The 14,116-nt window shown below is 34.8% G+C and carries 13 protein-coding genes and 1 riboswitch; of the genes, 10 read left to right on the top strand and 3 right to left on the bottom strand.

The window, feature by feature from the left end; translation table 11 throughout:
- Positions 1 to 244 precede the first annotated feature (244 nt).
- Positions 245 to 1,546: a pyrimidine-nucleoside phosphorylase gene (locus tag FGL66_RS07525; RefSeq protein ID WP_180809222.1), complete on the top strand. Its 1,302-nt coding sequence runs from the start codon at positions 245 to 247 to the stop codon at positions 1,544 to 1,546.
- A gap of 13 nt (positions 1,547 to 1,559) precedes the next feature.
- Entirely contained in the window at positions 1,560 to 1,916 is a 357-nt protein-coding gene (locus FGL66_RS07520; protein WP_180809221.1) for a DoxX family protein, read from the top strand.
- A 123-nt stretch (positions 1,917 to 2,039) separates the two neighbouring features.
- On the opposite strand, the gene FGL66_RS07515 is transcribed toward FGL66_RS07520, so the two are convergent.
- Positions 2,040 to 2,507: an S-ribosylhomocysteine lyase gene (locus FGL66_RS07515; RefSeq protein ID WP_180809220.1), complete on the bottom strand. Its 468-nt coding sequence runs from the start codon at positions 2,505 to 2,507 to the stop codon at positions 2,040 to 2,042.
- Positions 2,508 to 2,825: 318 nt separating this feature from the next.
- Positions 2,826 to 2,932: riboswitch (SAM riboswitch) on the top strand.
- A 98-nt stretch (positions 2,933 to 3,030) separates the two neighbouring features.
- Between FGL66_RS07515 and FGL66_RS07510 the strand changes: the two genes are divergently transcribed.
- From FGL66_RS07510 to FGL66_RS07500, 3 genes are all read left to right on the top strand, one after another.
- Positions 3,031 to 4,218, top strand: a complete 1,188-nt coding sequence (locus FGL66_RS07510; RefSeq protein WP_374757659.1) for a M20 family metallopeptidase — start codon at positions 3,031 to 3,033, stop codon at positions 4,216 to 4,218.
- Positions 4,215 to 5,414 (top strand): L-aspartate--L-methionine ligase LdmS, encoded by a 1,200-nt coding sequence (ldmS, locus tag FGL66_RS07505; RefSeq protein WP_180809219.1) that lies wholly within the window; start codon positions 4,215 to 4,217, stop codon positions 5,412 to 5,414. Before FGL66_RS07510 ends, ldmS begins: the two co-directional genes overlap by 4 nt.
- Positions 5,415 to 5,622: 208 nt before the next feature.
- Complete coding sequence (locus FGL66_RS07500) at positions 5,623 to 6,294, top strand: DUF2750 domain-containing protein (protein WP_180809218.1); 672 nt, start codon at positions 5,623 to 5,625, stop codon at positions 6,292 to 6,294.
- 152 nt (positions 6,295 to 6,446) lie between these two features.
- Here FGL66_RS07500 and coaW read toward each other — a convergent pair whose 3' ends face one another.
- A complete protein-coding gene (coaW, locus tag FGL66_RS07495; RefSeq protein ID WP_180809217.1) occupies positions 6,447 to 7,244 on the bottom strand; it encodes a type II pantothenate kinase in 798 nt (265 codons plus the stop codon).
- A gap of 359 nt (positions 7,245 to 7,603) precedes the next feature.
- On the opposite strand from coaW, the gene FGL66_RS07490 reads away from it, so the two are divergent.
- The 5 genes from FGL66_RS07490 (at position 7,604) to FGL66_RS07470 (ending at position 13,302) form a co-directional block, all read left to right on the top strand.
- Positions 7,604 to 8,464, top strand: coding sequence for a GNAT family N-acetyltransferase (locus FGL66_RS07490; protein ID WP_180809216.1), 861 nt, complete (start codon positions 7,604 to 7,606; stop codon positions 8,462 to 8,464).
- Between the two features lie 256 nt (positions 8,465 to 8,720).
- Positions 8,721 to 9,257 (top strand): DNA-directed RNA polymerase subunit delta, encoded by a 537-nt coding sequence (rpoE, locus tag FGL66_RS07485; RefSeq protein ID WP_180809215.1) that lies wholly within the window; start codon positions 8,721 to 8,723, stop codon positions 9,255 to 9,257.
- A gap of 334 nt (positions 9,258 to 9,591) precedes the next feature.
- Positions 9,592 to 11,199, top strand: a complete 1,608-nt coding sequence (pyrG, locus tag FGL66_RS07480) for a CTP synthase (protein WP_180809214.1) — start codon at positions 9,592 to 9,594, stop codon at positions 11,197 to 11,199.
- Positions 11,200 to 11,488: 289 nt separating this feature from the next.
- Positions 11,489 to 12,847 carry a glycerol-3-phosphate transporter gene (gene glpT / locus FGL66_RS07475; protein ID WP_180809213.1) on the top strand — a complete coding sequence of 453 codons (1,359 nt, stop codon included), beginning with the start codon at positions 11,489 to 11,491 and terminating at the stop codon, positions 12,845 to 12,847.
- A gap of 98 nt (positions 12,848 to 12,945) precedes the next feature.
- Positions 12,946 to 13,302 (top strand): MmcQ/YjbR family DNA-binding protein, encoded by a 357-nt coding sequence (locus tag FGL66_RS07470; protein ID WP_180809212.1) that lies wholly within the window; start codon positions 12,946 to 12,948, stop codon positions 13,300 to 13,302.
- Positions 13,303 to 13,412: 110 nt separating this feature from the next.
- On the opposite strand, the gene FGL66_RS07465 is transcribed toward FGL66_RS07470, so the two are convergent.
- Positions 13,413 to 13,934, bottom strand: coding sequence for a DUF2529 family protein (locus FGL66_RS07465; protein ID WP_180809211.1), 522 nt, complete (start codon positions 13,932 to 13,934; stop codon positions 13,413 to 13,415).
- Positions 13,935 to 14,116: the final 182 nt, after the last annotated feature.

The following is a 14,116-nucleotide window of genomic DNA, read 5'->3' as shown; positions in this document are numbered from 1 at the left end:
ATGTTATCACTTTAAAGATAACAGACCGACTATCAAATGTCGATTAGAGTTAATATTTTGAAGTGCATAAGATGAAGATAATATTTATATTAAAATTTTCACTTCTCATAACATTTATCAAATGGGATGAAATCATTTATAATAAAAGAGGAAAAGGCTTACAAAAAGGAATGAATCAAAGCTTATAATGATGTGAACAGCTTTATTCAAATTCCAATTATGTAGAGAGAAGAGGAGAATAATCATGAGAATGGTAGACATTATCGCCAAAAAAAGAGACGGACATGCTTTAACAACAGAAGAAATTCAATTTTTTGTAGATGGCTATACAAAGGGTGATATTCCAGATTATCAAATGTCGAGTTTAGCAATGGCTATTTTTTTCCAAGATATGACAGATGAAGAGAGAGCAGACCTGACAATGGCAATGGTAAAGTCTGGTGATCAAATCGACCTCTCAGAGATTAAAGGCATTAAAGTAGATAAACATTCAACAGGGGGTGTGGGTGATACAACAACACTTGTACTTGCACCACTCGTTGCAGCATTAGATATCCCAGTAGCAAAGATGAGTGGACGCGGATTAGGTCATACAGGTGGAACCATTGATAAGTTAGAGGCAGTGGATGGCTTTCATGTTGAGATCGCAGAAGACGAATTTATTAAGCTTGTAAATGAAGATCACCTTGCAGTTATTGGTCAGACGGGTAACTTAACACCGGCAGATAAAAAAATTTATGCATTACGTGATGTGACAGGAACAGTCAATTCTATTCCTTTAATTGCTTCGTCTATTATGAGTAAAAAAATTGCAGCGGGTGCAGATGCGATTGTATTAGATGTTAAAACAGGAAATGGCGCATTTATGAAAACAGTAGAAGATGCAGAACAATTGGCACATGCCATGGTTAAAATCGGTAATCAAGTCGGTCGCAATACAATGGCTATTATTTCGGATATGGGACAACCTCTTGGACGAGCGATTGGTAATGCATTAGAGTTGAAAGAGGCCATCGATACATTAAAAGGTGAAGGACCTGAAGATTTAACAGAGCTTGTACTTACACTCGGCTCACAAATGGTTGTTCTGGCAGAAAAGGCATCTACATTGGAGGAAGCGCGAACACAACTATTAGGTGTTATAGAAAATGGTAAAGCACTTGAAAAGTTCAAAACATTTTTAAGTAATCAGGGTGGCGATGCATCAGTTGTGGATGATCCATCAAAACTTCCAACGGCACAATTTACTTTTGAATTACCAGCACAACAATCAGGTGTGGTTTCTGAGATGATCGCTAATGAAATAGGGATTGCCTCTATGATGTTAGGTGCGGGACGTCAAACGAAAGAAGATACGATTGATTTAGCAGTAGGTTTAGTATTGCACAAAAAAGTAGGCGACACAGTAGAAAAGGGTGAGTCGTTGTTAACGATCTATGCGAATCAAGAAGACGTTGAGCAAGTTAAACAAAAGTTATATGATAATATTACAATTGCAGATCACGGTGAAGTGCCAACATTGATTCATAAAGTCATTACAGAATAGAAAGGCGTTATACATGCTAAAGTTTATAAATAGACAGATTGTTGCATTATTGTTTTTAACAGCAGGCATACTACATTTTAAAAGAGAAGAAAATTTTCGTAAGATTGTGCCGCATTATTTACCTTTGAGAAAAGAAGCGGTATGGATTACAGGTATATTTGAAGTTATGTTTGGCTTACTATTAATTGTGAAAAAACCCGGGTATGCGTTTAAACATGTAATGATTGCATTTTTATGGGCAGTTTTTCCAGCAAATATTTATATGGCACGTAAAAAGTTACCATTAGGTGATAAGTCACTTCCTAATAAGATATTATATGGTAGATTACCTTTGCAATTTGTATTGATGGCTTGGATTAGAAGACTATAAAATAAATTTGAAGTGTAGATGAATCATCTTAACACTTCTTACGCAAAAGACCTGATTTTATGTTGTTCGCATAAAATCAGGTCTTTTTGGAACGGTAGTACAAAATTGCCTAAAGACAAGGTATTAACCTTCACCAAAGATGTCGTGCCATTGTGTACGTTTATTAAGAAAATCTTGAGCGATGGCTTTTGCGCCTTCTAATGAGTGGGAAGCAGCCCATCCACATTGTATTTCATTGCAGGCAGGGACTTCTGTTGCGTTGAGGACATCATGAATTGTTTTTTCAACAATATTGAGAACATCTGTATAATCATCATGATTGATGAATGATACGTAAAATCCTGTTTGACATCCCATAGGACTTAAATCCACCACTTTATCTGTATGATTACGTATATTTTCTGCCATAAGATGTTCAAGAGAGTGCAGTCCAGGCATATCCATATGTTCTTGATTAGGTTGTTTGAAACGAATATCATATTTATAAATTTCGTCTCCATTTACCCCTTTCATTTTACCTGCTAAACGAATATAAGGTGCAACGACTTTTGTATGATCTAAATTAAAGCTTTCAACATTCATTTTTGGCATAGTTTAAGACCTCCTTTATTATTAACGCTATTTTAACATACTGTGTATAAGACAGAAATATTAATGACTTTTGATAGTAGGTATCCCGTGTTTAATTTGAGATATACATTAAATTATTTTAAGATTATAAAGTTTATAGTTGCATGATGTATCTTTATTGTAATTATGAATCATAAATAAGTTTTTAATAGTTATTATGGCTACATAAAATATTTTGTTGTAATAATAAAAAAGTTTAGGAAAGAAAATTGTGAAATATCGAAAAAATCACATGACAAATGACTTTAAATCCGATAGAATGAGTACTAATTCAATATTTATTTATCAAGAGTGGTGGAGGGAATTGGCCCTGTGAAACCCTGCAACCTCATCGGAAACGATAAAGGTGCTAAATCCAACAGCAAAGAGATGCTGACAGATAAATGCTAAAGCGAAAAACGACCAGCTTTGTACACATCGCACTTGATAATTATTGCGACATATATGTACAAAACTGGTCTTTTTTATGGAAGGGGTTTTTAACGTGATTACAGTCCAACAACAAATTTTAGATTATATAGATAATAATAGACTATGTTATTTAGATATGAGTCATCAAATACATGAGCGCCCTGAAATAGGGAATGAAGAGTTATTTGCATCGCGCTTACTTATTGATCATTTGAAAGAACAAGGCTTCAAAGTAGAGCGTGATATTGCAGGACATGCGACAGGTTTTATTGCGACATATGAATCTGTACGGCCTGGACCTAAAATCGGTTATTTAGCAGAATATGATGCACTTCCCGGATTAGGTCATGCATGTGGTCATAATATCATTGGTACAGCAAGCGTATTAGCAGGTGTAGCTTTAAAGCAAGTCATAGATGAAATTGGGGGTACGGTTATCGTTTACGGTTGCCCAGCAGAAGAGGGCGGAGAGAATGGTTCAGCTAAGGCATCATATGTCAAAGAAGGTATTATAGATGATGTGGATGTAGCATTAATGGTACATCCGGGGAACGAAACGTATCCAACAATTCATACATTGGCTGTGGATGTTTTGGATATTAAATTTTATGGGCGTAGTGCACATGCATCAGAAAATGCTTATGAAGCGCGTAATGCACTAGATGCAATGTTGAGTTTTTTCAATGGCATAGCGCAATTGCGCCAACATATTCAACAATCAGAACGCGTACATGGTGTGATATTGGATGGGGGTAAGGCAGCGAACATTATTCCAGACTTCACACATGCACGCTTTTATACACGAGCAACGACGCGTAAAGCTTTAGATATTTTGACAGAGAGAGTTCATGATGTGGCTAAAGGTGCCGCACTGCAAACCGGTTGTACGTATGAGTTTGGTCCGATACAAAATGGTGTTAATGAATTTATAAAATCTCCACTGTTGGATGAATTGTTCGAGCGTTATGCTACAGAATTAGGAGAAGAAGTGAGTCATGATGACTTTGGTTTTGGTTCAACAGATACAGGTAACGTCAGTCATGTTGTGCCGACAATTCATCCCCACGTTAAAATTGGACCGAGGAGTTTAGTAGGGCATACACATCGTTTTAGAGAAGCAGCAGCAAGCCCTATGGGAGATAAAGCACTCATCAAAGGAGCGAAGATTATTGCGTTAATGGGTGCAAAACTCATACAAGACACTGTACATCTTGAGGCGATACAACAAGAGCATCAATTATTGAAGGAGAAATTATTATGACAGATGTGAAAAATAAGTATCCAGACCTCACAATGGGGACGTTATATGAGAAAGATGTTGTTTATTCATCAAGACCCTCTTATGTATCTAATCCGTGGTTAGAACCAGACGAACATCAATCTAACTTTTTATCAGCAAGAGAGCTATTAATTGCCGATATGCCGGTCATTGTACATGAAGCGAGTGTAACGCAAAAGCTCGAAAAATTATTTCAACTGATTGGACGCGAGGTTCCTAATCATGTGTACCGCTTCCGAGATCAACAAACGTATGAAACATTATTACAACACTTGACAGCTGAAGAAGGGCGTAAAATTTATTTTCAATATGTACATGGTGAGGATATTGTTGCACCCGAACATTATGCGATGGATAAACAAATCTTTATTGATTTAAACAATAAAGCACGTATCCCGGAATGGACAGGAGGTAAGTACTTACCCAAACGAGAAATTGTATCTTTTGATGATTTTGAAAGTACAGTGCGTCGTTGGTCATTACCGCTCGTTATCAAGCCTGGTGATGAATTACCGACAGCTGGTGGTTATGGTGTTATGATTTGTTACACACAAGAGGATTTAGAGCAAGCGATTGGACGTGTGAAAAAAGCACGAGAAGCGACAGAGACACTAATTATCGAACAGTGTATTGATGCAGTCGAAAATTATTGTGTTCAATTTGCGAAACATCCAGATAAAGGGATTGTTTATCTTGGTGCAGCTAAGCAATTAACGAATGCGTATGGTTTCTATAATGGCAATACAAATGTACAAGATGTACCGCAACAAGTCATTGAAGCAGGATATGAATTGATGCAAAAAGGTGTTGACAAAGGATTTATAGGTATTGCAGGTTTTGATTTGTTAGTAGATGCACAAGACGATGTCTATGCCATTGATTTGAATTACAGACAAAATGGTTCAACCAGTATGTTGTTACTTGAACCTGTATTAAGTGGAAAATATCATAAATTTTATAGTTATTTTGCAAATGGAGATAATACACGTTTTTATAATGCTATTGTAGAATTTGTAAAACAAGGTGTACTATATCCGTTATCTTATTATGATGGAGAGTGGTATACAGATAGACATGTCAACTCTAGGTTTGGTTGTGTATGGCATGTTGAATCTGAAGAAGCGTTAACACAATATGAACAAGCATTTTTAGTAAAAGCAGGTATTGAAGAAAAGTAGTATCTATAAATTGTATTTTTTATAAAGTATGTGTAAAAGCGTAAAATCTCTTGATTTATGGTAATAAGGTATGAGCGATTCCTCTTATGCAAGATGTGTAAAATATGTTATAGTCTAACTAATTGGACGTGTTTTATATCATAAGCTAATGGTTAGAACAGTATGGGTATTTGAACGGAAAAGAATGGAACAGAGAAGGAGTTATGTCATGTCTTACAAGAGTGAGCGTTTTTATAAAGATATATTAACGAACGAACAGTTTTTTATTGCAGTCAAAGATAAAAAGATTATTAAGCATACTTATAATGGTCGTCAATATTTTTGTTTTTGGACACGTAAGTCGTTAGCTGAAGAATATTTGCAAACTTTAGATATTGCATATGATAAAATTAAAACAATGGATATTGATCGTTTTGCAACATACGAGCTAGACGAAATGTTTGATCAAGAAGATGAGGCACTTGTTAACATAACGAAAAAAGCTGCCGGTCATGAAATTAAAATTGTGGAGGCTGTCAATGATATTATGACAGACTTAGACAACATTCGTATTCGTGAGTTTGTCCAAGATGTTGCTAAAACAGATACAGTATATGGTTTAACCCAAAAAAATATGAATCAATTTGCTGTTGTTTACGATGAAAACGATAACTTTGAACAATCACACTTTATGCCAGTTTGGAGTTTAAATAAACGTGCAGAAGCAGTGGCGCAAGAAGATTTTGAATCATTCGAACTCATTGATGTTGAAGGTGAAGTTTTTGCAGAATGGCTTGATGAATTACGTGATGACAATCGTTATGTTGCAATTGATGTTAAGCCAGGCGTTGTTGGAACAATCGTTTCTGCACAAAAATTAGCTAATGCGTTGACGTTCTAAATGAGAGTGAGGCAGAAAATGTCTTTTTGCAAAAAACTTTCGTAAACGTGATTTGGTAAGGGTGACTATAAGAGAAATTGTATTTTAATACACAGTTTCTCTTATAGTCATCTATTGTTATTTATAGAGCGTTATTCAAATGCCTTTGCTATTTATAAATAAAGCGTACCAAGAGCACCAGAAAAAGCACCATTGTCTAAATAATGCGGTTTGAATCCACGTAAAATAGTATAATCCGTTACAACTTTTTGGAGTAAAGGATTATTGTGGAAAGATGAACCGATATATACAACATCTTCTGCATGGTGTTCACGTGCAACATGAATAGACACTGTTGTAACACTTTCACCGACAGCACCGATTACCGAAGCTAACTTATCTGCATCTGTAAATGTTTGATCTAAGTTGTGTAAAACATGACCAAAGTTTGCGGCTGTTAATTCACCTGAAATAGGAGGCGTATCGTTTTTGTAGATGTGTTTGACTTTTAAATCAATAATGTCACGGTTTCCTTTTTGGGCCAAGTTTGTCAAAGTTTCATAGTCACTAATCTGTGTTAATAAGTAACCAAGGCCACGTATCATACCGCCACCTGTACCTATTCCCCCCACGCGTTTTTGACCATCGTGTTCAGATAAATGAATAGATGTACCTGTTCCTACATTTGTAAATATATAACGATCTAAATGAATACCTTGTTCTTTAAGTAAAATTTGAGTGCCTTTGTTTGCAGCATCAAACTCAATAGACATCTGTGCTTCACAATTTAGTAAGTCGTTGAGTATTTTAGCTTTACCACCTGTAATGTGAAACTTTTCGCATGGTTGAGTGTTAAGCCATGCGGCTACTTCCTCAAGCTGTGTAGATAAATAAGTTTGATACGTGCGGGTATTATTATCTTCTATAACAACTTTAATCAGTGTCCCACCAGCGTCAATACCAATTCGCATTCTGCGTCACCTCTTCATAATATTTACGTTTTTATCTTATCTGAAATCTGCTGCAATGCCAATTCATATTTTCTATTGTCTTGTTATGTCGTTTAGATATTTAAATGATTTTGATTCATATACATTATTTTGAAGTATCTCGTATGTTCATAGCATAAGCTGTTCATCGGCGAGAAGTCCCGGTCAAAAAGTGGGCAATGGTATAGCGCAACATGTTAAAAAACTAAAATTTTTCACCACTTCTATCTCGATTGTTTAAGTGTTCATATATTGAAAAATATGATAGTACGTTTTAAATGGCCACAAATAGTGTATTAATAAATAAAATATAAATTATATAAAAGGGATGGATCTTTTCAATGACTAAAATTAAACGCTTTGATGATATGACGATACAGATATATGAGCCACAATATCGTGAAGCGCTCTCCCGCTTTCAATTAAGTGAACGTCAACGTATCTATTCATCGCTACCATTAGAAGTATTAGATGATGCAATAGAAGACGTAGATCGTGTAGCCAATGTTGTGTTGAATGAAAATCGAGAAGTGATTGGATTTTTTGTGTTGCATCAATATTATCAACATGAAGGGTATGAGACACCAAGCGAAGTTGTATATGTCCGTTCATTATCAGTTAATGAGCATTATCAAGGATATGGTTACGGCACAAAAATTATGATGAATCTCCCTCAATATGTTCAAAGTATTTTTCCGGATTTTAATCATCTTTATTTAGTTGTAGACGCTGAAAATGAAGCGGCGTGGAACGTATACGAACGTGCTGGTTTTATGCATGCAGCAACGAAAGAATTAGGACCTATTGGTAAAGAGAGACTTTATTATTTAGATTTAGATGCCAAATATGTATCGTCGTTAAAGCTGCAATATAGCTCGTGTTCTCAGGAGGGTTCAATTAATATTGTAAATTTAATGTTAAATCATACGAAAGTAGGGTTTATCGCATTAGAGCAATTTGATAAACGTTTAATTATTCGTTCAGTTCATGTGTATGATGATTATCAATCAGCAGGTATTGCACAGAATGCATTGAGACAACTTGCTACGTATGTTCGCAAGCATTTTAAAAATGTTACAGTAATCGAAGTAACATTATTCGGACCACATCATCAATTGAAACCGTTGTTTGAAAAAAGCAATTTTGTTGAAACGATAACAACAGAAGATTATCATGCATTTGAGAAGTACATTAACTATTGAGGATGATCCGATAGAGGCTTGAATCATCTTCCAATTATGATGTGTCGAGACTGTCATATATTGAATTTATAAGGATAAAAGTGGAAAGGATATATTTTGATGTTTCTGTCGTTTGACCATTGCGAAAAGCGCTAGAGTCCTTTATAATCTATTTTTGTTATAGTTAATGACATAGGAATAATATAAAGTAAGATGATTTGTGAGAAGTAATATGTAACAGAGAATAAATGCGAATCTTTGAAGGGAAGATATGCTGATGAAATTACAAGATTATACACAAGAAATGATGGATGAAAAGTCATTTATTGATATGGCTTATACATTACTAAATGAACAAAATGAAACAATGAACTTATACGATATTATCGATGCATTTAAGCGTATCGGGCATTATGAAGATGTAGACATTGAAGACCGAATTGTTCAATTTTATACGGATTTAAATACAGACGGTCGCTTTTTAAGTGTGGGTGATAATGTCTGGGGTTTACGTGATTGGTACTCTGTTGATGATATTGAAGAAAAGATTGCACCAACAATTCAAAAGTTTGATATTTTAGATGAAGATGATGAGGAAGATAAAAATTTAACATTACTCGGTGAAGATGAAGCTGAAGGTGACGATAATATTCCAAATCGTACAGATGATCAAGAAGAATTAGAAGATCCAGAAGATGAACATGTTGAAGATGAAATAGAAGAATCGGATCTTGTTGTTGAAGACGATGAGGCATATGAAGGTGACGATGAGTTAGAAGATGATGAACTCGAAGAAGAGGAAGAATCATTTTAATATCGATGTTAAAAATGATAGGTAACACATCGTTAGAAATTTTTACGAATTCATTTGGGAAGTTTATTGACTTTTCGTATCAAAGTGATAGAATTTTATTCGGGCTACTTTAATGAGGACGAATGAATAAAGAAATGCGTCAGAAGTTAGAAATAATTTCTTCAAAGATTGATATTATTGTGCGGATGAGCACAAATGACGTAATAATGTTCCCCCTTACAAATTGATGGTTGTGAGAGGGGACTTTTTTTATTTTCAGCATACAACTACATAGATTAAGTTACGTATATTGCATTAAACATAAGATGAATCAATAATGAGGAGGAAATTGAGCATGACTAAATTTATATTTGTGACGGGTGGCGTTGTATCTTCGCTTGGCAAAGGTATTACAGCAGCATCACTTGGACGTTTGTTAAAAGACCGTGGACTGAAAGTGACAATCCAAAAATTTGATCCGTATTTAAATGTTGATCCGGGAACGATGAGCCCATATCAACATGGAGAAGTCTTTGTTACAGATGATGGAGCTGAGACAGACCTAGACTTAGGACATTATGAACGCTTTATTGATATTAATTTAAATAAATATTCTAATGTAACGGCTGGAAAAGTATACTCACATGTTTTACAAAAAGAACGTCGTGGGGACTACTTAGGTGGAACAGTGCAAGTTATTCCTCATATTACGAACGAAATTAAGTCACGTTTATTGCTAGCAGGAGAAAGTACAAATGCAGATGTTGTTATTACTGAAATTGGAGGAACAACGGGAGATATTGAGTCATTACCATTCATCGAAGCTATTCGTCAAATTCGTAGTGATTTAGGCAGAGAGAATGTCATGTATGTGCACTGTACGTTGTTGCCTTATATTAAAGCAGCAGGTGAGATGAAAACTAAACCGACACAGCATAGTGTTAAAGAATTACGTGGTTTAGGTATTCAACCTGATCTGATCGTTGTACGTACAGAATATGAAATGACACAAGATTTAAAAGATAAAATTGCGTTATTCTGTGATATTAATAAGAAGAGTGTTATTGAATGTCGTGATGCAGAGTCATTGTACGAAATTCCATTGCAGTTAAGTCGTCAAAACATGGATGATATTGTGATTGAGCGATTGGGATTAGAAGTAGAGCGTGACACACAACTAGATGAATGGAAGCATTTACTAAGTGTTGTTAATAACTTAGAAGGCAAGGTGACAATTGCACTAGTTGGTAAATATGTTGCGTTACAAGATGCCTACTTATCGGTAGCTGAAGCTTTAAAACATGCAGGGTATCAATTTATGAAAGATATTGAGATTCGTTGGATTGATTCAAGTGAAGTTACAGATGAAAACGCAGCAACGTATCTCAGTGATGTTGATGGTATTTTAGTACCTGGTGGTTTTGGCTTCCGTGCAAGTGAAGGTAAAATCTCAGCGATTAAATATGCCCGTGAAAACAAAGTACCATTCTTTGGTATTTGCTTAGGTATGCAGTTGGCAACGGTAGAGTATGCACGTCATGTTGTTGGTTTAGCAGATGCACATTCAGCAGAGTTAGACCCTAATACGCCGTATCCAGTTATTGATTTATTACCGGAACAAAAAGATATTGAAGACCTTGGTGGGACATTGCGACTTGGTTTGTATCCTTGTGAGATTAAACCAGGTACATTAGCAGAGCAAATTTATGGTGAAACAAAGATTGAAGAACGCCATCGCCATCGTTATGAGTTCAACAATGAGTATCGTGAAAAATTAGAAGCAGCAGGTATGATTTTTTCAGGAACAAGTCCAGATGGTCGTTTAGTTGAAATGGTGGAATTAGCGGAGCATCCATTCTTTATTGCATGTCAGTTCCATCCAGAATTTTTATCACGTCCTAATCGACCACAACATATTTTCAAACATTTTATAGGAGCTGCAGTAGCACAACAAAATAAATAATATATAGTATCAAAGTATTTAAAGACTGAATGTATCCAACAGAGATATTTGTAGAGGTACATTTAGTCTTTTTTAATAGTGTTTCTCGTACATATCATTATCTGGTTGGTATTTTATGATAATAATATGATTTCATCTTACAAAAAGATAACTATTATAAAATATTTAAATCATTAAAAGTTTTATTAGTGAATATTATTTTAAATGACATTGACAAAGAATTTGTAGATATTTAAAATTTATATGAATTACTGCTTTTATATCACAATAGATTATGGGAGGTTTGTGTATGTTAAAGTTTTTAAGACCACCAAAGCCAGCAGAACCGGTGGCAGAACAACAAGTTGATGAGACGTATAAAAAATTACGTTTTCAAGTTTTTATGGGGATTTTTATTGGCTATGCGGGGTATTACTTATTACGTAAAAACTTTTCTATTGCAATGCCATATTTAGCAGATGAAGGCTTTTCAACAACAGGTCTTGGTTTTGCATTATCAGCAATTTCTATTGCATATGGTATTAGTAAATTTGTAATGGGAACGGTGAGTGACAGAAGTAATGCACGAATATTTTTGACATTAGGATTAGTTTTAACAGCAATTGTCAATTTGTTAATGGGATTTGTGCCTGCATTTACATCAGGGATTACCATTATGTTCATTATGCTATTTCTTAATGGATGGTTTCAAGGTATGGGATGGCCACCCTCTGGTCGTGTCCTTGTCCACTGGTTTAGTGTAAGTGAGCGTGGAAGTAAAACTGCTATTTGGAATGTTGCACACAATGTTGGTGGTGGCTTAATGGCACCTTTTGCATTATTTGGTGTGTATCTTGTATCCATGTTTGGATTTGGTTATTTAAAAGGTTATGAAGGTGTGTTTATTTTTCCTGCAATAATCGCTATTATTACAGCGATTATCTCATATGTATTGGTACGTGATACACCTCAGTCTGTGGGGTTACCACCAATTGAAGCATATCGCAATGATTATCCAACTAAAGAGAAGAAAACATTTGAAACTGAATTAACAACAAAGGAAATTCTGTTCAAATATGTATTGAATAACAAATGGGTATGGATAATTGCTATTGCAAATATTTTTGTTTATTTTGTACGTTATGGTGTACTTGATTGGGCACCATTATACTTGAGCGATGTTAAACATTTTGATATGAAAGGTTCAAGTTGGGCCTATTTCTTATACGAGTGGGCAGGTATACCGGGTACACTTCTGTGTGGTTGGTTGTCTGACAAAGTTTTTAAAGGACGTAGAGGGCCAGCAGGTTTTATTTTCATGGTAGGTGTAACAATTGCTGTAGCGGTATATTGGTTAAATCCACCGGGAAATCCATTAGTTGATAACCTTGCTTTAATTACAATCGGCTTTTTAATTTATGGGCCTGTTATGTTAATTGGTCTACAAGCTTTGGATTATGTACCGAAAAAAGCAGCTGGAACAGCAGCAGGGCTGACAGGTCTATTCGGTTATCTAGGTGGTGCTGTGATGGCTAATATTATCATGGGTATTGTCGTTGATAATATGGGCTGGGATGCAGGATTTATACTTCTTCTTGTAGTAAGTATTTTAGCTATGGTAAGTTTCATCTTTACATGGAATAAACGTGGTCAAGAAATTGTGCATTAATATAATAAATATGAGATGTAATAAACGAGTGAAATACATTAGGTATTTCACTCGTTTGTTTATAATATATATAAATAAAGTTTTGATGGGGGATTCGAATGGTAACTCAAAAGCAAGTATTTGATTTTATTGTGAAAACATATGCAGTCACACCGGACTATCCATGGAAAAATCATCCTAATTACGCAGTATTTCGGCATAAAGAAAATCAAAAGTGGTTTTGTTTAGTAATGGATATCACAGCAGATAAGTTGGGCTTAGAGCGTAGTAAGAAAATTGATGTAATCAATATTAAAGTGAACAAAGCATTTATCGGTGGATTGAGGGAGAAAAAAGGGATCTACCCGGCATATCATATGAATAAAGCGAATTGGATTACGATTGATTTGGAAGAAATTGAGAAGATTGATCAAATTGAAGATTTGATTAAAGAGAGCTATGAACTGACAGTGTAAAATGAGGAGAAGTCTCTTATAAATACAATGAGTAAGGAGAATCCTTTTATCATTAAGATTCCCCTCTGCTCTATCATAATGGTTTTATATATTTGATATTTGCCTTTGGACTATAAATTTAAATCACGAATCATTTCAACCATTTGTGTATAAATTTCATAGTAAATATAATTCAAAGCCATCATATGGGGAATAACAACCTTGTCGTAGTCTTCTGTAAAAACAAGAGGACGAGGTGTCGATAAGTCTACAAAGTGAATAAGATGATCAGGGATTTCTATTGATTTTGGTTTGTTTGTAATCATAACAACATCATGGTTATTTTTGAGTAATTGTGCTAAATCGTTAGCCATCTCTTCGGTATAGTAAGCACCAAATAAAAGGATACGATCTGTGGAATCAAGATCTGAAAATGATGATAAACATTCGAGTGAGAGACTGCTTTCTAATTTTTCTTCGCTTTGTAATATATAAGTTTCAAAACACTTCAAGTCACCATAACCTTTAATAAAAATATGACCTTCTCCACCAATCGCTTGGATTAAACTTTGTGCAGCCATTTGTATATCAAGAGATTGGGTATCTAAACGATTAAAAACACCAGTCAATTGCGTAGTTAACATTTTTGACACGTTATGGGCCTCCTTAAAAGATGAATAGATAGCTTCATTTTATAATAAAATAACTATATTTAGCAATTTGCAAAAATGATGACGCTTACATGTTAAAAATGAGATTTTTTTCACAAAAACGATGATTTTTAAAGTGATTTCTCATGCATTGATGTATGTATTTTGCTATACTGTAGTTATAA

Origin of the sequence: Staphylococcus sp. 17KM0847, from assembly GCF_013463155.1 — a bacterium.
In the GTDB taxonomy this organism is placed as follows: Bacteria; Bacillota; Bacilli; order Staphylococcales; family Staphylococcaceae; genus Staphylococcus.
Note: the sequence above shows the minus strand (reverse complement) of the source record. Positions and strands in the feature narration are given on the sequence as shown.